This is a genomic window from Nonomuraea sp. NPDC049684, from assembly GCF_044465345.1.
In the GTDB taxonomy this organism is placed as follows: Bacteria; Actinomycetota; Actinomycetes; order Streptosporangiales; family Streptosporangiaceae; genus Nonomuraea.
The window spans coordinates 480,333-499,054 of sequence record NZ_JBITLO010000001.1; the positions used below are offsets into that span (position 1 = coordinate 480,333).

The 18,722-nt window shown below is 73.9% G+C and carries 18 protein-coding genes; 10 read left to right on the forward strand and 8 right to left on the reverse strand.

Annotated elements, in window-relative coordinates; translation table 11 throughout:
- The first annotated feature begins 79 nt into the window (after window positions 1–79).
- The gene (locus ACIBST_RS02240; RefSeq protein ID WP_397168332.1) at window positions 80–1,357 is read left to right on the forward strand and encodes an NAD(P)/FAD-dependent oxidoreductase; all 1,278 of its coding nucleotides are present in this window, start codon (window positions 80–82) and stop codon (window positions 1,355–1,357) included.
- 51 nt (window positions 1,358–1,408) lie between these two features.
- On the opposite strand, the gene ACIBST_RS02245 is transcribed toward ACIBST_RS02240, so the two are convergent.
- The 3 genes from ACIBST_RS02245 to ACIBST_RS02255 all read right to left on the reverse strand — a co-directional run bounded on the left by ACIBST_RS02245 (window position 1,409) and on the right by ACIBST_RS02255 (window position 4,736).
- Window positions 1,409–2,392 (reverse strand): BtrH N-terminal domain-containing protein, encoded by a 984-nt coding sequence (locus ACIBST_RS02245; RefSeq protein WP_397168333.1) that lies wholly within the window; start codon window positions 2,390–2,392, stop codon window positions 1,409–1,411.
- Between the two features lie 62 nt (window positions 2,393–2,454).
- Entirely contained in the window at window positions 2,455–3,777 is a 1,323-nt protein-coding gene (locus ACIBST_RS02250) for an MFS transporter (RefSeq protein ID WP_397168335.1), read from the reverse strand.
- 194 nt (window positions 3,778–3,971) lie between these two features.
- Window positions 3,972–4,736 carry a S1 family peptidase gene (locus ACIBST_RS02255; protein ID WP_397168336.1) on the reverse strand — a complete coding sequence of 255 codons (765 nt, stop codon included), beginning with the start codon at window positions 4,734–4,736 and terminating at the stop codon, window positions 3,972–3,974.
- 245 nt (window positions 4,737–4,981) lie between these two features.
- On the opposite strand from ACIBST_RS02255, the gene ACIBST_RS02260 reads away from it, so the two are divergent.
- Together ACIBST_RS02260 and ACIBST_RS02265 are read left to right on the forward strand one after the other, a co-directional pair.
- Window positions 4,982–6,046 carry a serine hydrolase domain-containing protein gene (locus tag ACIBST_RS02260; RefSeq protein ID WP_397168338.1) on the forward strand — a complete coding sequence of 355 codons (1,065 nt, stop codon included), beginning with the start codon at window positions 4,982–4,984 and terminating at the stop codon, window positions 6,044–6,046.
- A gap of 29 nt (window positions 6,047–6,075) precedes the next feature.
- The gene (locus ACIBST_RS02265) at window positions 6,076–6,552 is read left to right on the forward strand and encodes a protein-tyrosine phosphatase family protein (protein WP_397168339.1); all 477 of its coding nucleotides are present in this window, start codon (window positions 6,076–6,078) and stop codon (window positions 6,550–6,552) included.
- Here ACIBST_RS02265 and ACIBST_RS02270 read toward each other — a convergent pair.
- Window positions 6,549–8,186, reverse strand: coding sequence for a RecQ family ATP-dependent DNA helicase (locus ACIBST_RS02270; RefSeq protein ID WP_397168341.1), 1,638 nt, complete (start codon window positions 8,184–8,186; stop codon window positions 6,549–6,551). The two genes, ACIBST_RS02265 and ACIBST_RS02270, sit on opposite strands and share 4 nt — an antisense overlap.
- Before the next feature lie 123 nt (window positions 8,187–8,309).
- Here ACIBST_RS02270 and ACIBST_RS02275 point away from each other — a divergent pair, with 123 nt between their 5' ends.
- Window positions 8,310–8,759, forward strand: a complete 450-nt coding sequence (locus ACIBST_RS02275) for a DUF6789 family protein (protein WP_397168343.1) — start codon at window positions 8,310–8,312, stop codon at window positions 8,757–8,759.
- A 13-nt stretch (window positions 8,760–8,772) separates the two neighbouring features.
- Here ACIBST_RS02275 and ACIBST_RS02280 read toward each other — a convergent pair whose 3' ends face one another.
- Window positions 8,773–9,246, reverse strand: a complete 474-nt coding sequence (locus tag ACIBST_RS02280; RefSeq protein WP_397168344.1) for a GNAT family N-acetyltransferase — start codon at window positions 9,244–9,246, stop codon at window positions 8,773–8,775.
- Between the two features lie 311 nt (window positions 9,247–9,557).
- Here ACIBST_RS02280 and ACIBST_RS02285 point away from each other — a divergent pair, with 311 nt between their 5' ends.
- The 3 genes from ACIBST_RS02285 to ACIBST_RS02295 all read left to right on the forward strand — a co-directional run bounded on the left by ACIBST_RS02285 (window position 9,558) and on the right by ACIBST_RS02295 (window position 14,340).
- Window positions 9,558–11,966: a PQQ-dependent sugar dehydrogenase gene (locus ACIBST_RS02285; protein WP_397168345.1), complete on the forward strand. Its 2,409-nt coding sequence runs from the start codon at window positions 9,558–9,560 to the stop codon at window positions 11,964–11,966.
- Between the two features lie 18 nt (window positions 11,967–11,984).
- Window positions 11,985–13,733, forward strand: a complete 1,749-nt coding sequence (locus ACIBST_RS02290; protein WP_397168347.1) for a glycoside hydrolase family 75 protein — start codon at window positions 11,985–11,987, stop codon at window positions 13,731–13,733.
- Between the two features lie 64 nt (window positions 13,734–13,797).
- Window positions 13,798–14,340 (forward strand): cysteine hydrolase family protein, encoded by a 543-nt coding sequence (locus tag ACIBST_RS02295; protein WP_397168349.1) that lies wholly within the window; start codon window positions 13,798–13,800, stop codon window positions 14,338–14,340.
- On the opposite strand, the gene ACIBST_RS02300 is transcribed toward ACIBST_RS02295, so the two are convergent.
- Window positions 14,330–15,166: an alpha/beta fold hydrolase gene (locus tag ACIBST_RS02300; RefSeq protein WP_397168351.1), complete on the reverse strand. Its 837-nt coding sequence runs from the start codon at window positions 15,164–15,166 to the stop codon at window positions 14,330–14,332. The two genes, ACIBST_RS02295 and ACIBST_RS02300, sit on opposite strands and share 11 nt — an antisense overlap.
- Window positions 15,167–15,243: 77 nt before the next feature.
- On the opposite strand from ACIBST_RS02300, the gene ACIBST_RS02305 reads away from it, so the two are divergent.
- The gene (locus ACIBST_RS02305; protein WP_397168353.1) at window positions 15,244–15,795 is read left to right on the forward strand and encodes a helix-turn-helix domain-containing protein; all 552 of its coding nucleotides are present in this window, start codon (window positions 15,244–15,246) and stop codon (window positions 15,793–15,795) included.
- A gap of 12 nt (window positions 15,796–15,807) precedes the next feature.
- Here the strand turns inward: ACIBST_RS02305 and ACIBST_RS02310 are convergent, their stop codons facing one another.
- A complete protein-coding gene (locus ACIBST_RS02310) occupies window positions 15,808–16,629 on the reverse strand; it encodes an MEDS domain-containing protein (protein WP_397168354.1) in 822 nt (273 codons plus the stop codon).
- A 200-nt stretch (window positions 16,630–16,829) separates the two neighbouring features.
- Between ACIBST_RS02310 and ACIBST_RS02315 the strand changes: the two genes are divergently transcribed.
- Window positions 16,830–17,237, forward strand: coding sequence for an ATP-binding protein (locus tag ACIBST_RS02315; protein WP_397168356.1), 408 nt, complete (start codon window positions 16,830–16,832; stop codon window positions 17,235–17,237).
- A gap of 20 nt (window positions 17,238–17,257) precedes the next feature.
- Window positions 17,258–18,259, forward strand: coding sequence for a prolyl aminopeptidase (pip, locus tag ACIBST_RS02320; protein WP_397168358.1), 1,002 nt, complete (start codon window positions 17,258–17,260; stop codon window positions 18,257–18,259).
- On the opposite strand, the gene ACIBST_RS02325 is transcribed toward pip, so the two are convergent.
- A complete protein-coding gene (locus ACIBST_RS02325; protein WP_397168360.1) occupies window positions 18,208–18,678 on the reverse strand; it encodes a nitroreductase family deazaflavin-dependent oxidoreductase in 471 nt (156 codons plus the stop codon). The genes pip and ACIBST_RS02325 overlap by 52 nt on opposite strands.
- Between the last annotated feature and the right edge of the window lie 44 nt (window positions 18,679–18,722).

The following is an 18,722-nucleotide window of genomic DNA, read 5'->3' on the forward strand; positions in this document are numbered from 1 at the left end:
CGCCGTACGCCCCCACCGGATCATGATCGCCGTACGGTCGCCGGGTCTGAGCTGCGAGGTCGCGGGTAGGGCCCCTGGCATGGACAACGAGCGGAGAACGGCGGGGGCCGTCATCGTCGTGGGGGCCGGGATGGCGGGGCTGGCCTGCGCGGTGCGGCTGCACGAGGCCGGCGTGCCGGTACGGGTGCTGGAGGCGTCCGACGGGGTGGGCGGCCGGGTGCGCACCGACGTCGTGGACGGGTTCCGGCTGGACCGCGGCTACCAGGTGTTCAACACCGCCTACCCCGAGGCCCGCCGGCTGCTCGACCTGGACGCGCTCGACCTGCGCCCGTTCGCCTCGGGCGTGATCGTCCAGGGGACGCGGGCCCGGGCCAGGGTGATGCTGCCGTGGCGGCATCCCAGGCACGCGCTGAGCGGGCTGCTGACCGGCCTCGGCACGCCGCGCGACGACGCCGTGCTGGCCGCCCTCACGGCCCGCGACCTGGTGCTGCCCGCGTCCCGGCTGCGCGGCGGGCCCGACCGGCGCACCGACGACGAGCTGCGCGCCTGGGGCATGTCGGAGAGGATGATCGACTGCCTGATGCGTCCCTTCCTGGCCGGGGTGCTCCTGGAACGCGACCTGGAGACCTCCAGCCGGATCTTCCACCTGTTCTGGCGGTCGTTCGCGCGCGGCACCATCGCGGTGCCCGCCCTGGGCATGGGCGAGATCCCGCGCCGGCTCGCCGACCGGCTGCCGCCGGGCACCGTCACGCTCGGCGCCCGCGTCACCGAGGTGAGCCCCGGCGGCGTGCGGCTCGCCGACGGCGCCACGGTCGGGGGCCGGGCCGTGGTGGTGGCCGCCGACCCGGGGGCCGCGGGCCGCCTGCTGAGCGAGATCGAGACGCCGGAGATGCGCGCGGTGACCACCTTCTACCACGCCGCGCCCCGCTCCCCCATGCGCGAGCCGATCCAGGTCGTGGACGCCACGGGGGCCGTCACCGACACGCTGGTGCTCACCGACGCGGCGCCCGGGTACTCCGCCGACGGGCGGGCGCTGGTGTCCACGTCGGTCCTGGGCCTGGCCGACGACGAACGCCCGGTCCGCCGCCGCCTGACCGAGATCTACGGCGACACGTCCGGCTGGGAGCACGTGGCGACGTACCAGGTGCCGGCGGCGCTGCCGGCGATGCGGCCGCCGTACCCGCTGCGCAGGCCGGTGCGGCTGCGGGCCGGCCTGTACGTGTGCGGCGACCACCGCGACACCGGCTCCCTGCAGGGGGCGCTGGTGTCCGGGCGGCGCGCGGCCGACGCCGTGCTCGACGACCTCCCGTCGCTGCGCGCCGACAGCCTGACCGCCCTCGACCGGGCGTCGCTCTAGCGGTACGCGGTCACAGGTCGCGCAGAGCGCCTAGGCGGCCCGGGCCCGCTGTCACAGGTCGCGCAGGGTCTGCATGGCGTCCCGTTCGATGCGCGCGAGGTCGTGCAGGACGGCCCCGGCCTGGTCCAGGCACGCCGCCTCGCGGCCCTCGCCGGCCTTGGCGAGCAGGGCGGCCACGTCCGTCCACAGGGCGGCGGCCTCGGCGTACAGGCGGTGGCCGGCGCGCAGGCGGTCGTCGTCGACGAATGCGGCGCACTCGCCGAGGAAGTCCCGGTAGAGGGCGCGGAACAGGCCGCCGCCGGTGCCGCCCTTCTCCATGAGGAGGGCGACCGACGGCAGGTCACGCGCGGGCTCGGCCACCCGGTCCAGCCACCTGGGCACCAGGCGGGCGGCCTTGTCGATGCCGCGGTGTCCCAGGTTGGCGATGGGCGCGGCGAGGAACGCCTCGGCGCACGCCCTGATCGCCGGGACGACCTGGTCCCGCCAAGCGGGTGGCCTACTCGGCAGGGTGAGGGTGAAGGACCGGTTCCTGGCCGTCATCGGGCCGCGCTCGGCCCGCGCCGCGGCCAGGGCGTCCCGGCTCGTCCGCACCGCGCCGCCCTGTTGCGCGGTGTCCACCAGGTACGCCTGCCGCTCGTCGTAGCCGTACATCGCGACGACGTGGCCGCCGAAGTGGACTTTCGAGCTGAAGTAGTCCAAATGGTAGCTGTCGAGCTGGAGGCCGACCGGCAGGCCGCCGTCGATGCGGGCGGCCACGTTCTCCCAGGCTTTGCGGGACGAGCCGGTCTCGGCCACGTCCAGGGTCAGCCCGAGCCTTGTGGCCAGGTTCCTGGTGAGCTCGAACGGCTTGACCCGGCCGCCCAGGAACGGGACGTCCATGCCCTTGGCGTCCCAGTAGACGAAGGACAGGCCCGAGCCGAGCCCGAACAGCATGGGCTCGGACAGGTCGAGCCCCTGGTGGCGCAGCAGCACCCCCAGCGCCGTCGTCTCGCAGTGCTCCATGCCGCGAGCCTCGATGCCTTCCACGATGGTCATGCGTCGCTCTCCTCTGGCCGGTCCGATCGCCTGGCGCGGGGCCGCCGGCCGGACCGGCCCCGTCAGGCAGCCTGCCGCCTCCCACGGGGGGAGAGTCCATCGTCCCGCTCCCGCCGCGCGGCCCGGTGGGCGGTGAGGGCGCCGGTCGCGCAGAGGGCCGCGAAGCCGAACAGCACGTACCGGGCCGAGTCGAGCATGGAGGCGCCGCCGAGGTTGACCAGGATGCCGGCGACCGCCGTGCCGAACGCGACGGACAGGCTGGTCACGGTGGCGATCGCCGCGGCCGCCCGGCCGCCTTCGGCCGGGTCGGGCGTGCCGGTCAGCACGGCCACGGACAGGTGCGGGTAGGCCGGGCCGATCCCCGCGCCGGCCGCGAACAGCACCGGCGCCCAGGCCGGCACCAGCCATCCAGGCGGGTCCGTACGCTGCACCAGCCCCTGGACGAGCAGACCGGCCGCGAGCAGCAGCGGGCCGGCCAGCCGCTGCGCGAACAGCGGCAGGAACGACTCGACCGCGACGCCGAAGGCCAGCACCCCGATCGTCAGGTAGACCCACTTCAGTGGCGAACCCCGCCGGTAGGTCTCCGCCGGGAGGACCCTGTGCTCGCTGCGCCGCTCGTGCGCGACGAACCCCACGGCCGCCACCAGCGCCACCGCCAGGACGGCGGTCTTGGCGAGCGTGCCGGTGACCACCGCCGCCACGCTCACCGCCCCCGCGACCGCCGTCACCAGCATCGACGAGCCCACCGGCGCCCGCACCCGGCCGGCACCGCCGTCGCGCGGCGCGTCGCCCCGGCCGCGCAGGGCCCGCGGGACGACCAGGCCGCAGCCCGCCCCGATCACCGCCATCGCCGCGAACGCCGGCCGCCACGCCCCGAACTGCGCGAACAGCCCGCCGAGCGCCGGTCCGGCGAAGTTGCCGACGCCGTACATCGCCGACATGAGCCCGGCGCCGCGCGTCCAGAGCCGGGCCGGCAGGGCCGACCGGACGACGGCGAACCCGAGCCCCGACAGCAGCCCCGCACCGAGCCCCTGCACCCCGCGCGACACCAGCAGCACCGCCATCGCCGGGCTCACCGCGCAGGCCAGCGAGCCCGCGGTGAAGGTGGCGAACCCGGCCAGGTAGGAGCCGACGGTCCCCCACGCCGACAGCGACCGGGCGGTGAGCATGGTGGCGATCACCATGGCGACCAGGTAGACCGTCATGTTCCAGGCGTAGAAGCTCGCCCCGCCGAGCTCGGCCACCGCCGTCGGCAGCAGCCCGGCCGCCAGGTAGATGTTGATCGCGCCGGCGAGCACTCCCCCGGCCGTCACGACGGCGGCCCCGAGATGTTCCCGTCCCAGCAGTTCCCGCCAGGTGGCGGGGACGTCCTGCGCGCGGCTCATCCGCGCGCCTGCGCCATGCGGGCGTGCGGTGGCGGTAGTGGGGGCGGGGGCGGTGTCCCGTGCGCGGGCCCCGTTTCGGTTCTCATGACTTCAAGGCCGTCGTTGAACCGCTCCCGGAAGCTTCGCGCCGGTTGCGGCGGGCGGCGCCGGGCCACCGGGCGGGCGGCCCTCAACCGCCGGTGCAGCCCCGCCGGTCAGCTGTAGGCGCGCATCGTCCGGTCGAGCCACTCCGCGTACGCCGGCACGCTGGTGTACAGGCCAGGGCCTTCCGCGCAGGACGGGCTCTTGGCCCCGGGCCCGGAGGTGACCCCGATGAGCTCCCACCGGCCGTTCCTGCCCCGCTGAAGCTGCGGGGAGCCGGAGTCGCCGTTGCACGCCATCGCCTTGGGCACCCGGCTGACCGTGCACAGGCGGGTGCCGCTCGCGTATCCGGGCCCGCACTCGGACGGGGCGCCTCGGCGCGTGTCGAGCTGGTTGAGCCGCGGGGACATCTTCCAGTCGGCCGGGTCGGGCTTGGACTCGGTGACGCCGAAGCCGATGATCCGGGTCGGGGTGCCGGGCCGTCCCGGCCGCGCGGCGATCGGGACGGGCTTCTGGGTGACGGGACGGTCCAGGCGGACCAGGGCGATGTCGTTCCTGTTGGGCGTGTTCTGGGAGTAGCGGGGGTGGAGCACGGCCTGGGCGATCTCGCGTACCTCCCCGCCGGACTTGCGCTGGTCGCTGCCGACGCGGACGGTCCCCTTCGGGATCGACCCGATCCCCATGTCCAGGCAGTGGGCCGCGGTCACCACCCACTGCGGCGCGATCAGCGCCGCTCCGCACACGCCGTCCGTGAGCCCCATGGCCGGGGCCGAGATCGGGATCGAGGCCATGAACGGGTACGCCTCCGTGGCCTTCCCGCCGTTGACGATCGCTCCGGCGCCGCCGGCGGTGACGGCGAGGCAGGCCGCGCCCGCCACGGCGACGACGGCGGAACGACCCAGGACACGACCTAGCGATTTCCTACTAAACAACTGATTTATCCATTTCAGTGCGTGATTACGATGAAAACACGCTATCTGCGAAGAATTCGCCCGCATCAGTACGCCAGCACGCCAACCCGAGGTAGGGACAACCCCCCTCACGACGGCCTGTGGTTTTCCGCAGCAGGACTGGGCGGAGCACCGCATTCCGCCGTACGGCCGATCTTCCTAACGTTGACCGCATGATGCAGACGATGATGAACGTGCTGGTGGCGGCCACGATGGCGGCGGGCGCGCCGGGCGCCGGAGTGGGCAAGGAGCTGGCCGGGATCGTGGCGGGGAAGGGCGCGACGGCGGCCCTCGCCCGGGTCACCGACGAGCGCGGCACCTGGTCCGGCTCGGCGGGCGTCCGCGACGTCGAGCGCGGCGGACGCCCCTCGCCTGGCGGCTACTTCCGGATCGGCAGCGTGACCAAGACCTTCGTCGCCACCGTGGTGCTCCAGCTCGTGGACGAGGGCAAACTGAAGCTGGACGACCCGATCGGCGACCACCTGCCCGGCCTGGTGCCCGGCGGCGACCGGATCACGGTCCGCGGCCTCCTCGACCACACCAGCCACCTGTACGACTACATGAGCGAGCCCGGCTACTCCACCAACCGCTGGCGCGGCGAGGCCCGCTTCCGCTCCTACCGGCCGGGCGAGCTGCTCAAGGTGGCCTTCGCCAAGAAGCTCCCCGACGACGGCAGATGGCACTACTCCAACACCAACTACGTGGTGCTCGGCCTGCTGGTGGAGAAGCTGACCGGCCGCACGTACGGCGAGGAGGTCGCCCGCCGGATCCTGCGCCCGCTGGGCCTGCGCCACACGCTGGTCCCCGGCGACCGGGCGGGCCTGCCCTCCCCCCACGCCAAGGGGTACGAGCCGATGCCCGGCCTCGTGGACGCCACCCGGATGAACCCCTCGCTGGACTGGGCCGCCGGCGAGATGATCTCGACCGCAGCGGACCTGGAGCGGTTCATGTCGGCCCTGCTGGGCGGCAGGCTCACCAGCGCCGCGTCCCTGAAGGCCATGCGCACGACCGTCGAGACGGGCGCCGGGTTCCGCTACGGGCTCGGGCTGCAGGCGTACGCGCTGCCGTGCGGCACGGTGTGGGGGCACAGCGGGGAGCTGATCGGCTACCTGACGTTCGCGTTCCGCTCGGACTCCGGCAAGTCGCTGACCCTGTCGCTCAACCCCTCGACCAGGAACCCGTCCACGGCGGAGATCATGGGCATGGCCGTCAAGGTATTCTGCGGGACCGCGGGCTGAGCCGGCCCCTGAGAGCACCAGGAGGATCCGTGACGACTCCGACGGAACGCACGACGGGCGAGCCGCCGCTCGCGGGCGCCTTCCGGCTGCCGGACGGCTCCTGGATCCGCGGCCGGGGCCTGCGCCACCCGCTGCCGGACGGCCCGGCGCCCGGCTTCGGCCTCTACCTCGGGTCGGCGCGGCTCACCCGCCGCCACGAGGACGGGCTGCGCTGGCCGCACGCGTGGATCGAGTGGCCCGACTTCCTGCTGCCCCGCGACCGGGACGCGGCCGTGGAGGGGATCCGCGACCTGCACCGGCGGGCGCGGGCGGGCGAGGCGGTCGAGGTGGCCTGCGGGGGCGGCGTGGGCCGCACCGGCACGGTCGTCGCCTGCCTCGCCGTCCTGGCCGGTCTCGACCCGGCCGACGCCGTCGCCTGGACGCGCGAGCACCACCACCCCCGGGCGGTCGAGACGCCGTGGCAACGCCGCTGGATCCTGCGTTTCCCGGGCCCGGCGCGGCGCTAGGCCGGTCCGCGTGTCCCGGTGGTCCGGATCTCGGTGAGCAGGCCCTCTTCGAGGACCACGTCGAGCTGGAGCTCTCGGTATCCGGCGTCCTCGAACAGGACGGTCAGGCGGTCCTCGCCGCGCTGGATGACCTGGCCGGGCCCCCACGCCCGGTGTTCCACCCGGGCGTGCAGCGGGAAGGGGCCGCCCTCCGGGGACGTCTGCTCGGCGGTCCCGGCGCGGCAGGTGTCGCAGTTGCCGCAGGTGCCGGCGAGCTCCTCGCCGAAGTAGCCGAGCAGGAAACGCCGGCGGCAGTCGGTGGTCTCGGCGTAGCGGCGCATCATCTCCAGCCGGCTGCGGTCGACGTCGCGGCGGCGCTCGGCCAGCTCCCTGGCGCGGCTCGCCGCCGCCCGGGGGTCGAGGCCGGGCACGGGGTCGACCTTGCGGGTGCCGAGCCGTACCGCGCCGGCTCTCTCCAGCAGGTCCAGCAGCGCCGTCAGGCGCCGGGCCGACAGTCCGGCGCGTTCGGCCAGGCCCTTGCGGTCGCTGCCGGGGCCGGACTCGGCGACCGCCTCGGCGACCCGCGCCAGCAGCTCCTCGTCGGGCGTCCCGCCGGTGAAGAAGCGCTGCACCCCCAGGTCCTCGGGGCGGTAGAAGAGCACGGCGTCGGCCGGCTCGCCGTCCCGGCCCGCCCGGCCGATCTCCTGGTAGTACGCGTCCGGCGAGCCGGGGATCTCGGCGTGCAGGACGAATCGCACGTCCGGTTTGTCGATGCCCATGCCGAAGGCGTTGGTCGCGACCACGACGTCCAGGTCACCGGCCATGAACCGGTCGTGCACCGTGTCCCGTTCGGCCCGGCGCAGCCCGGCGTGGTAGGCGGCGGCCCGTACGCCGGCCTCGGTCAGCAGCTCGCTCAGGCGGGTGGTCTGCCTGCGCGAGTTCGTGTAGACGATGCCGGGCTTCTTCGCCGCCGCGACGGTCGTGACGATGTCGTCGGCGGGGTCGTCGAGCGCCCGGCGCACCTCCAGCGAGATGTTGGGCCGGTCGAACCCCTGGACGATCTCCACCGGCGCGCGCATGCCCAGCCGCTCGGCGATCTCCGCCCGTACCGGCGGGGCGGCGGTCGCCGTCAGCGCCGCGACGACCGGACGGCCGAGCGCGTCGGCCACCGCGCCGAGCCGCAGGTAGTCGGGACGGAAGTCGTGCCCCCAGGCCGAGACGCAGTGGGCCTCGTCCACCACCATGAGCGAGGGGGCCGCGGCCGCCAGCTCCCGCAGGACGTCGGGACGGGCGAGCTGCTCGGGCGCGCAGAACAGGAACTCCGTCTCCCCCGCCCGCAGCGCCTGGAAGGTCTCCGCCCGCTCGGCGGCCCGCGTTCCCGCGTCCAGGCTGACCGCCTCCTCGTCGCGGTCGCGCAGGGCCTCGACCTGGTCGCGCTGCAGGGCGATGAGCGGCGAGACCACCAGGGTCGGGCCGCGCAGCAGCAACGCCGGCACCTGGTAGATCGCCGACTTGCCGCTCCCGGTGGGCATCACCACCAGCGTGTCCCTGCCCTCGGCCAGTGCCGTCATCGCCCGGAGCTGGCCGGGCCGCAGGTCGGTCAGGCCGAGCGCCTGCCTGGCCACCCGCTCGCATTCCGCCGCCGTGTCGCCCATCCGGTCCTCTCTGGTCGGGAAGAGGGTTCCTCCTGCCCCGCCGGCCGGCCCCCATGTCAGCCGCCGGCCGTGTTCCGGGTCACGGCCCGTTTCCGGCGTTCCGTCCCGGGCACCGGGCTTGGCATGCGCAACCTCATGAAGGGCGCCGCGGGCGGCGCCGTGGCGACCGCGGCGATGAGCGTGGTGATGCTCGCCGGCAGCCGGGCGGGCCTGATGGAGGACCAGCCGCCGAAACGCATCGCGCGGGCGTTGCTGCCGGGCCACCGGCACCGGCCCAAACCGGGCGAGGGCGTCGTGGGGGCGCTGGCCCACCTGGGGTTCGGCGTCACCGCCGGAGCCCTGTTCGGCCTGCTCGCCCGCGGGCGCCGCACCCCGTCCGCGCTGGGCGTGGGGTACGCGCTGACGATCTGGCTCGCCAGCTACCAGGGCTGGATCCCGGGCCTGGACATCCTGCCGCCGGTCTCCCGCGACCGGCCCGGCCGCCCCGCGGTGATGGCCCTCGGGCACGTGGTCTACGGCTCGGCCCTCGCGACGACCCTGAACCGTCTCAACGCCCGTACCGACCCTCGCTGAGCGGGCGCGGCCGTCATCGTGGCGGGAGCCGCACCTCGAAGACGACGCGGTCGACGCCGGGGCCGTCGTAGTCGGGGACGGGCCCGGTGACCGTGAAGCCCATCGCGGCGTGGAAGGCGATGGACGCGCTGTTGGCCGGGGAGGTGATCGCCCTGACCCGGTCGCGCCCGTCGGCCAGGGCGAGCGCGAAGAAGCGCCGGTAGAGGCGGCGGGCCAGGCCGCCGCCGCGCAGGCGCGGCGCGACGCCGACGAAGTGCACGTAGGCCAGGCCGGGCGTCGAGGGCGACAGGATGCCGACGAGGAACCCGGCCAGGCCGTCGCCGTCCTCGGCCACCAGGCTGGTGCGGTGGAAGTGGTCGAGGAACAGGCGCGGCAGCCCGGCGCTGATCGGCCGTCCCCACCAGTCGTCCAGCACGGCGACGATGCGGCCGTGGTCATCGGGCTCGGCCGGCCTCAGGCGCGGCTCCCGGGGGTCGTTCTGGTCCATGATCACGTATCGTCCCGGCATCGCCGCGGGGCTGTCCAGCCGCCGGGGGCGAGCGTTGACGTCGGTTTCCGGGCCGCATGGCGCCGGCCTCCCGCCCAGGGGTGACGATCACAGATCCGACCTCCCGTCTGCCCCAGACATACATCTCCGGCGGAAGTCTGTCCACGGGTGCACGCACCTCCGATGTCTCCTCAGGGCCGAGTTAGTAAAGTTTCCTAAACTTGGAGCGTTCCAAGATCGACAACTTGTTGACGGCCGTGACTCCCTGTGGGAACACGATGAAAAGCCGCTCACCCCCCAGGAGCCACCCGATGAACTCGTGGAAGACCCGGTTATGCGTCCTCGCGCTGGTCGCGGGCGCGCTGGCCGTGCCCGCCGGCCCCGCCGACGCCGCCCCCACCCGGTACGAGGCCGAGAACGCGACGCTCTCGCAAGGAGCCGTCGAGTCCAACCACACCGGCTACTCCGGCAGCGGCTTCGTGAACGGCGACAACGTCGCCGGCTCCTACACGGAGTGGACCGTCGACGCGCCCGCCGCCGGGACCGCCACGCTGGCCCTGCGCTACGCCAACGGCACCACCGGCGACCGGCCCGCCGACCTCGCCGTCAACGGCTCGGTCGTGGCCGCCGCCCGTTCCTTCGTCCCCACCGCCAACTGGGACACCTGGGCCACGGTCACGCTGACCGCCCAGGTCAAGGCGGGCCCCAACACGATCAGGGCCACCGCCGCCACCGCCGGAGGCAACCCCAACTGGGACTACCTCGACGCCGACGTCCAGGTCAGCGCCTTCACCGACTACCAGGCCGAGACGGCCACGATCGCGCGGGGCGTCGTGGAGTCCAACCACGCCGGCTACACCGGCTCCGGCTTCGTCAACTACGACAACGCGACGGGCTCGTACGTCGAGTTCCAGGTCAGCGCGGCGGCCACCGGCCCGCAGAGCCTGACCTTCCGCTACGCCAACGGCACCACGATCGACCGGCCGATGAGCGTCTCGGTGAACGGCGCCGCCGCCACCCGGTCCTTCCCCGGCACCGGCGCGTGGACCACCTGGAACGAGGTCACGCTCAACGCCACCCTGAACGCGGGCGCCAACACCGTACGGACCACCGCGACCACCGCGGACGGCGGCCCCAACCTCGACCGGCTGCGCGTCAGCGGACCGGCCGACACCCAGAAGCCGACCGCGCCCGGCCAGCCGGTGTGCAGCGAGATCACCCACAACAGCCTGAAGCTGGACTGGCCGCCCGCCACGGACGACATCGGCGTCGTGGCCTACGACATCTACCAGCAGGGCCAGCTCATCGCCACCGCCCCCGCGCCGCCGGCCACGCTGACCGGGCTGACCCCCGACTTCGGCTACCAGCTGTCGGTGTTCGCCCGGGACGCCTCCGGCAACGTCTCGCTGAGCAGCCCCGAGGCCGCCTGCCACACGCTGCCCGCGCCGCCGGACGACCCGCCCTCGCCGCCCGGCCTGCCCGCGGTCAGCGGCGTGCAGCCCACGTCGGCGACCGTCACCTGGGCCGCCTCCACCGACGACGGCGGCGTGCGCGCCTACCTGGTCCGCGACCACGCCTCCGGCGCCGTGCTGGCCACCGTCACCGGCGCGCCGCCCGCCACCAGCGCCGTCGTGCCGCTGGAGTGCGCGCACACCTACCAGCTCGACGTCGTCGCCCGCGACACCGCCGGCCAGCTCTCCGCGCCGAGCCCGGCCTCGGCCGCGTTCACCACGGGCGGGTGCGGGACCGTGCCGCAGACGCCGACCTCCGTCGCGGGCGGCTGGGACGTGCCCTGGGACGCCTCCTGGACGCCGGACGGCTCCTTCGCGCTGGTCACCGAGCGGGACACGTTCAAGGTGTTCAAGGTGACGCCGTCGGGCACCAAGACGCAGGTCGGGACCGTGCCGAACGTGCAGACCACCGACGGGGAGGGCGGCCTGATGGGCCTGGACCTCTCCCCCACCTGGAACGGCACGACCGACCAGGAGGTGTTCTTCATGCACACCGCCGCCGAGGGCAACCGCATCGCGAAGATGAACTTCAACGGCAGCACGCTCAGCGGCTACACCACGATCCTCCAGGGCATCGACAAGAACCGCTACCACAACGGCGGCCGCATCCGCTTCGGCCCCGACGGCTACCTGTACGCCACCACCGGCGACGCCCAGCAGTCGGCCAACGCGCCCAACCTGAACTCGCTCAACGGCAAGATCCTGCGTCTCACCAGGACCGGCGCCGCCGCGCCCGGCAACCCGTTCGGCACCCGCGTCTACAGCTACGGCCACCGCAACCCGCAGGGCCTGGCCTGGGACTCCGCCGGCCGGCTGTGGTCGTCGGAGCTGGGCAACTCCGCGCGCGACGAGCTCAACCTGATCCAGCCCGGCAAGAACTACGGCTGGCCGACCTGCGAGGGCACCTGCACGACCTCCGGCATGACCAACCCCAAGTACACCTGGAGCGTCGCCGAGGCCTCGCCGAGCGGCATCGCGATCGTCGGCAACACGGTCTTCATGGCGGCGCTGCGCGGCCAGCGGCTGTGGCGCATCGTCCTGAACGGCGAGAACGTCTCGACGGTCAACTCCTACTTCAACGGCACGTACGGCCGGCTGCGCCTGGTCGAGAAGGTGCCGGGCGCCGCCGCCATCTGGTTCGGCTCGACCAACTCCGACAACAACGGCGACGGCAGCGCCGACACGATCCGCCGTTCCGCCATCCAGTAGCCCCCGAGGGAGTGACCCGTGCTCGCAACCCGCTTACGCACCCTCGTCCCGGCCGCCGTCGCGTGCCTGGCCGTCTCCGCGCTCGTGGCGCTGCCCGCGCGCGCGGCGATCGTGCGCTACGAGGCCGAGAACGCCACCAACGTCCAGGGCGCCGTCGAGGCGAACCACGCCGGGTTCTCCGGCACCGGCTTCGTCAACAGCGTCAACGCGGCCGGCCCGTACACGGAGTGGACCGTCGACGCCCCGGCGGCCGGCACCGCGACCCTGGCCATCAGGTACGCCAACGGCACCGGCTCCGCCCGCACCGCCGACGTCTCCGTCAACGGCACGGTCGTGTCCGCCGGGCGTTCGTTCGGCGCGACCGCCAACTGGGACACCTGGGCGACCTCCACCCTCACCGCCGCCCTGAACCGGGGCGACAACAAGATCCGGGTCACCGCCGCGTCCGCGGGCGGCAACCCCAACCTCGACTTCCTGGAGGCCACGACCGCCGACGCCCCGGCCACCGAGTACCAGGCCGAGGCCGCGACGCTGACGCAGGCGAGCGTGGCCACCAACCACACCGGCTACACCGGCGCCGGGTTCGTCGACTACGTCAACGCCCCCGGCGGCTCGGTCGAATGGTCGGTCAACGTCGCCGAGGCCGGCAGCCACACGCTGACCTTCCGCTACGCCAACGGCACCGCCGCCGGCCGCCCGATGGACGTCGCCGTCAACGGCGTCACCGCGGTGACCGGCCTGGCCTTCCCCGGCACCGGGAACTGGGACACCTGGGCCGACGCCCGCGCCACGGTGACGCTGAACGCCGGCGTCAACACCGTCCGCGCGACCGGGACCGGCGCCGAGGGCGGCCCGAACGTGGACCGGCTGTCGGTCAGCGGCGCCGGCGGCGCCGACGGCCAGGCGCCCACCGTGCCGGCGAGCCCGCGGGTCACCGGCGTCTCGGCCACCGGCATCTCCCTGGCCTGGACGGACTCCACCGACAACGTGGGCGTCACCGGCTACCGCGTCTACGAGGGCACGACCGTGGTGGCGACCTCGCCCACCGCGAGCGCCACGGTCGCGGGGCTGGCCGCCGGGTCCGCCCACACGTACACGATCACGGCGGTGGACGCGGCGGGCAACGAGTCCGGGCACAGCGCCGCGGTCACCGGCACCACGACCGGCGGCACCGGCGGGCCCACCGCCGACCAGCTACTCGCCGAGCTCACCACGTGCTCCCAGATCTCCAGCGGCAAGTACAAGACCGACTCCGACGTCTCCTCCGGGACCGTCCCGGTGTGCGGCAAGACCGGCGGCGTGTTCTGGAAGGGCGACCTGGACATCGACTGCGACGGCGTCCGCACCGCGCAGTGCAACGAGAGCACCGACTGCTGCTTCCAGGCCGACACGTTCTGCCACACCACCTCGGACACGCCGCTCAACGCGGCGCAGCTCCCGTACGTGGTGGTGCCGAGCCCCAGCTCGATCTGGGACTACCGGACCAAGGGCATCGGCTGCGGGACGGTGGTGGCGGTCATCTACAACGGCCAGGTCGAGTACGCGGTCACGGGCGACACGGGCCCGTCCGGGATCATCGGCGAGGCCTCCTACCGCACCGCCGCCGACCTGGGCATCAACCCCGATCCGAGCAACGGCGGCACCGACTCCGGCGTCACGTACATCGCCTTCACCGGCTCCGGGACGAAGGTGGCGGCCATCGAGAACCACGACCAGGCCGTGACGCTGGGCCGCACCCTCGCCCAGCGGTTCATCGACCAGAACTGACCAGCCGCCCCATGCCCTGATTTGTCCTGGATAAAACGCCAGGTAGCTGGACAGGACAGGGGTTATGGCAAGATCTGCGCTGGTCGTCATCGACATGCTGAACCCGTACGAGCACCAGGACGCCGAGCGGCTCGCCCGGCAGGTGGAGCCGATCGTCGAGCCGCTCGCGGACCTGGTGGCGCGGGCCCGCGAGCGGGACGACGTCGATCTGGTGTACGTCAACGACAACCACGGCGACTTCGCCGCCGACCGGCGGGAGATCGAGGAGCGGGCGATGAAGGGCCGGCGGCCCGACCTGGTGCAGCCGGTCCTGCCGCCGCCGGGGTGCGCGTTCCTGCCCAAGGTGCGGCACAGCGCGTTCTTCGGCACGGCGCTGGAGTACCTGCTGTCGCAGAGCGGGGTCGAGCGGGTGGTGCTGACCGGGCAGGTGACGGAGCAGTGCGTGCTGTACAGCGCGCTGGACGCCTACGTGCGGCACTACGAGCTGACCGTGCCGCCCGACTGCGTGGCGGCCATCCATGACGATCTCGGCCAGGCGGCGCTGAACATGATGGAACGCAACATGTCCGCCCGGCTCACGCCGTCCGGCGACTGCTTCACCCGATGAGCCGGGCCGTGCGGTCGGCGACGAGGTGCGGCTGCTCGGCCTGGACCAGATGGCCCGAGAAGACGTCCTCGTGGCGTCCGTCGGGCAGGCTGCCGGCGTAGCGGCGCTGGTGCTCGCGGTTGGCGGCGTGCTGACGCTCCCGCCCACGGGCGGCGCGGGTCACCGACAACACGATCGTCGGGCAGTGCGGCAGCCGCGGCGGTCGCGCCCGGAACTGCGGGATCGCGGCGGCCACGGCCCGGATCTCCTGGCGCGTCCGGGCGACCCCGGTTGGGGTGAAGTCCTCGGCGAGCATGGTCCGGTAGGTGTCGGCGGGGAACAGCCGCCGGACGTTCCCGCTGAACAGCCGGGCCAGGGGACGGAACCGGCTGAGCGCCTGCGTCACCGCCATCATGCGGTCGACCTGGGCGGCGGTCCGGTCCCAGGCGTCGTACACCGGCGAGGTCTCCGGCAGGACGTCGGCCAGCAGCAGCCCGCGCAGCCGGTGCCCCAGCAGCTCGGCGGCACGCCGCGCGACCAGCCCGCCCATGCTGTGCGCGACCAGCACGAACTCCCCCGGCACGACGGCCTCGGTCATCGCGACCAGGTCGGCCGCCAGATCGTCGATGCCGAGCGGCCCGGCCGCGGGGCCGCTGCGCCCGCGTCCGGCGCGGTCGTAGGTCACCAGCCGCGCCCTGCTCGCCAGCAGCGGCGTCACCGCGTCCCAGCAGGTGCGCCCGCAGCCGCCGCCCGCCTCGAACACGACCGGTAAGGGGCCCTCGCCGGTCTCCTCGACATAGACGTGCCGCCCGTTCACCGGCACCGTCCGCCCTGGCACGTCGCGCATGCCGCCTCCTCCGCTCCGCTCCGCGAACCGAACGTTTTCATTTTGGATAACGGTATCTCATATGAAATCGTCAGGCCATGGACCCTGTCGAGCAGCTGCTGCACCCCGTACGGCTGCGCATCGTGCACGCCGTGGCCGCAGCGGGCACGATGACGATCGCCCAGCTCTGCGCCCGCATGCCCGAGGTTCCCAAGATCACCGTCTACCGCCAGGTCGCCCACCTGACCGAGGGCGGGTTCCTGGAGGTCGAGGGCGAGCAGCGGGTACGCGGCGCCACCGAGCGCCGCTACCGGCTGCGCCAGGACCGTCCCGCGATCGACGCCGAAGCCGCAGGGTCGATGTCGCTCGACGACCACCGCAGGGGGTTCGCCGCCGCCATGGCCGTCCTGATCGCCGAGTTCGACGCCTACCTGCGCCGCGAGGGCGCCGACCCGGTCGCCGACTCGGTCTCCTACCGGCAGGGCACCGTGTGGCTCAGCCCCGGCGAGCTCGCCGCGATGCTGACCGACCTGCTGGCGGTGCTGGGCGACCGGCTGGGCAACGCCCCGGCCCCCGGCCGCGCCCCCTACCTGCTCAGCGCGATCCTGTTCCCCTCCGGCGAGCCGCCCGCGCACGGAACCGGCCGGTAGCCCGCCGGGGCGTCACGCCGTCCTGGCGGGCAGGACCTCGACGGCGGCGAGCCGGTCGATCTTCAGCAGGGACAGCCGGGTGACCTGGCGGGCGGTGGCGCGGATGGTGAGCGGCCGGGGATGGGCTCCGGCGGTCGCGGCCAGGTCGGTCAGCGCCCGCGCGCCGAGGAAGGACATCGCGCTGATGTCCACCACGTGGTGGTCGGGGGCGAGCGAGCCCAGCAGCGCGGTCCAGGCCAGGGCGTTGGTGACGTCGGCCTCGCCGGAGAAGGCCAGCCCGTCGGCGGTGACCCGGTGGCCGAAGCGGGCCGCCTCGGCGATCGCCGGGTGCGCCTGGCAGGCGCGGAAGGCCAGGGCCGGGGGGAAGACGCGGGTGTCGTAGGCGCACAGGGCGGTGAGGGTGCCCGGGGTGAACAGGGTGTTGGCGGCGGCCTCGAACGCGACGAGCGCGTCGGCGTCCACGACGCCGGGACGGGCCCACGTCATGTCCACGGCCACCCACAGACCCGGGTGACCGGCGCCGGTCGCGGCCCGGGCGGCCTCGCGGTAGGCGGCGTGCAGGCGGCCGGGGTCGAACCCGCCGCCGGCGAGCTGCACCTCGCCGGGGTCCATGACGTGCAGGCGGCCCTCGCCGAGCGCGTCCCGCAGCGCCGCGGACGCGCCGAGCCGGTCGCCCAGCGGGCCGCGCAGCCGGGGCGAGGGGACGAGCATCACCTGGGCCCGCCGGTCGGCGCCCGCGTGCGCGAACCCGGCGGCGGCGGCCAGGAAGTCGTCGTCGGAGGCGAAGCGCGCCCCGATGTGATCGCCCGTCTGCACCGGCGGCGGAATCACCATCGTGCTGCCTCCCCAGGCCAGGTTGTCCTCATCCTAGGCAGGCGCGGCACGCCGCCCGGAGGGGTTTCGCGGAATTTCCGGCCGAATGTCGTATCAGGGTGCTTAGGATTTGCTCACTGACAGATGAGCGGCCGCACGCGCACTCCGCTCGTCGCGGCGGGGGGCCGGTACCGACCAACGGGACGAATCAGGCGGTGACCATGGGCGAGTCCTTCGGGCTGCACGTGCCGATCGGCGCGAATCTGGCCCATCTGCGCGGCCTGGTCAGCGCTTTCGCCCTGGAGGCGGGGCTCGACAAGGAGCGGGTGGAACGGCTGGTGCTGGCGGTCAGCGAGGCGGCGGGCAACGTCCTGGAACACGCCCAGGCGCCCGGCACGGTGAGCGCCCGCAGCGACGAGGACGGCGTGACGGTGCACGTCATCGACGAGCGCGGCACCCTGACGCCCGCCCATCTCAACCGCGTCCCGGCCTGGCCGCCGCAGCGCGGCATGGGGCTGTGGATGATGCAGCGCGTGTGCGACCGGGTGACGCTCGACCATCCGGACGGCCGGTCCCGGCTGGAGCTGTTCATGCGCCGCGCCCCCGCGGACCAGGACGGCCGGCCGTGAACCCCTAGTACGGTGGCCGGATGTATCCCGCGATCGAACCGTATGACCATGGCCTGCTCGACGTCGGCGACGGAAATCTCGTCCACTGGGAGGCGTGCGGCAACCCCGGCGGCAAGCCCGCGCTGGTCGTCCACGGCGGGCCGGGGTCGAACTGCACCCCGGGCCAGCGGCGGGTCTTCGACCCCGAGCGGTACCGGATCATCCTGTTCGACCAGCGCAACTGCGGGCGCAGCCGGCCGCACGCCGCCGACCCGGCCACCGACCTGTCGGCGAACACCACCCACCACCTGGTGGCCGACATGGAACGGCTGCGCGAGCACCTGGGCGTGGACCGCTGGCTGCTGTACGGCGGCTCGTGGGGCTCGACGCTGATCCTGGCCTACGCCGAGGCCCACCCCGAGCGGGTCTCGGAGATCGTCCTCACCGGGGTCACCACCACCCGCCGCTCGGAGATCGACTGGCTGTACGACGGCGTCGGCCGGTTCTTCCCCGAGCAGCGGCAGCGCTTCCGCGAGGGGGTGCCGCAGGAGTGCCGGGGCAGCGTCGTGGAGGTGCTGAGCGCCTACGCAGGGCTGATGGCCGACCCCGATCCGGCGGTCCGCGCCAAGGCCGCCCACGACTGGACGGCCTGGGAGGACACGGTCATCTCACTGGAGACCAACGGCAAGCCCAACGCCTACAGCGACCGGCCGGCGGACCGGCTGGCGGCGCTCGTCCGCATCTGCGCCCACTACTTCTCCAACGGCGCCTGGCTGGAGGAGGGTGTGCTGCTGCGGGAGGCGCACCGGCTGGCGGGCATCCCCGGCGTGCTCATCCACGGCCGCTTCGACCTCGGCGCGCCCCTGGAGTACGCCTGGGACCTGGCTCAGGCGTGGCCCGATGCCCGCCTGGTGGTCGTGGAGGACTCCGGTCACACCGGCAGCGGCGGCTTCCGCGACGAGATCCTGAAGGCCCTGGACGGCTTCGCCGATCACCCCGGAACGAACCGGACGAACGGGATGCGGCTGCCCACCTCGCGGTAGTCGTCCACGCCGCCGTCGACGGCGAAGCCCATGACGCGGCAGAGCCGGCGGGCGGCGGCCGGGTGGCGGGGGGCGTACCGGGCCATGATGTCCGCGCCTTCGCCGGGCTCCAGCGGCACCGCCGTGGCGCGGCAGCGGTGGCCGCCGACCTGCAGGCTCACCTGCGGGGTGGCCAGGACGTTGCGGTACCAGTCGGCCTTGGTGCCGAAGCCGGAGGCGGCCACGTAGCCGTGCCCGTCGCGCTGGACGACCTCGATGACGGCCCGGCGGGGCAGGCCCGAGACGCGTCCGGTGTGGGTGAGCAGCATGACGCGGCCGCCCAGCAGCGGCCCGAGGCCGAGCCGGTACAGCAGGATGGGCAGCCGCCACAGGCGGCGGCGCAGCCCGGCCGGCGGGTCCGGTCTCCTGACGATCTCCATGGTCGGTCTCCTTCCGTGGTGGGTGACCCGTCCCGGGCGGCCCG

Coding starts and splice junctions, on each gene's coding strand:
- ACIBST_RS02240 (WP_397168332.1), top strand. CDS start 80: ATGGACAACGAGCGGAGAACGGCGGGGGCCGTCATCGTCGTGGGGGCC.
- ACIBST_RS02245 (WP_397168333.1), bottom strand. CDS start 2,392: ATGACCATCGTGGAAGGCATCGAGGCTCGCGGCATGGAGCACTGCGAG.
- ACIBST_RS02250 (WP_397168335.1), bottom strand. CDS start 3,777: ATGAGCCGCGCGCAGGACGTCCCCGCCACCTGGCGGGAACTGCTGGGA.
- ACIBST_RS02260 (WP_397168338.1), top strand. CDS start 4,982: ATGATGCAGACGATGATGAACGTGCTGGTGGCGGCCACGATGGCGGCG.
- ACIBST_RS02270 (WP_397168341.1), bottom strand. CDS start 8,186: ATGGGCGACACGGCGGCGGAATGCGAGCGGGTGGCCAGGCAGGCGCTC.
- ACIBST_RS02275 (WP_397168343.1), top strand. CDS start 8,310: ATGCGCAACCTCATGAAGGGCGCCGCGGGCGGCGCCGTGGCGACCGCG.
- ACIBST_RS02280 (WP_397168344.1), bottom strand. CDS start 9,246: ATGGACCAGAACGACCCCCGGGAGCCGCGCCTGAGGCCGGCCGAGCCC.
- ACIBST_RS02285 (WP_397168345.1), top strand. CDS start 9,558: ATGAACTCGTGGAAGACCCGGTTATGCGTCCTCGCGCTGGTCGCGGGC.
- ACIBST_RS02295 (WP_397168349.1), top strand. CDS start 13,798: ATGGCAAGATCTGCGCTGGTCGTCATCGACATGCTGAACCCGTACGAG.
- ACIBST_RS02300 (WP_397168351.1), bottom strand. CDS start 15,166: ATGCGCGACGTGCCAGGGCGGACGGTGCCGGTGAACGGGCGGCACGTC.
- ACIBST_RS02305 (WP_397168353.1), top strand. CDS start 15,244: ATGGACCCTGTCGAGCAGCTGCTGCACCCCGTACGGCTGCGCATCGTG.
- ACIBST_RS02310 (WP_397168354.1), bottom strand. CDS start 16,629: ATGGTGATTCCGCCGCCGGTGCAGACGGGCGATCACATCGGGGCGCGC.
- ACIBST_RS02315 (WP_397168356.1), top strand. CDS start 16,830: ATGGGCGAGTCCTTCGGGCTGCACGTGCCGATCGGCGCGAATCTGGCC.
- pip (WP_397168358.1), top strand. CDS start 17,258: ATGTATCCCGCGATCGAACCGTATGACCATGGCCTGCTCGACGTCGGC.
- ACIBST_RS02325 (WP_397168360.1), bottom strand. CDS start 18,678: ATGGAGATCGTCAGGAGACCGGACCCGCCGGCCGGGCTGCGCCGCCGC.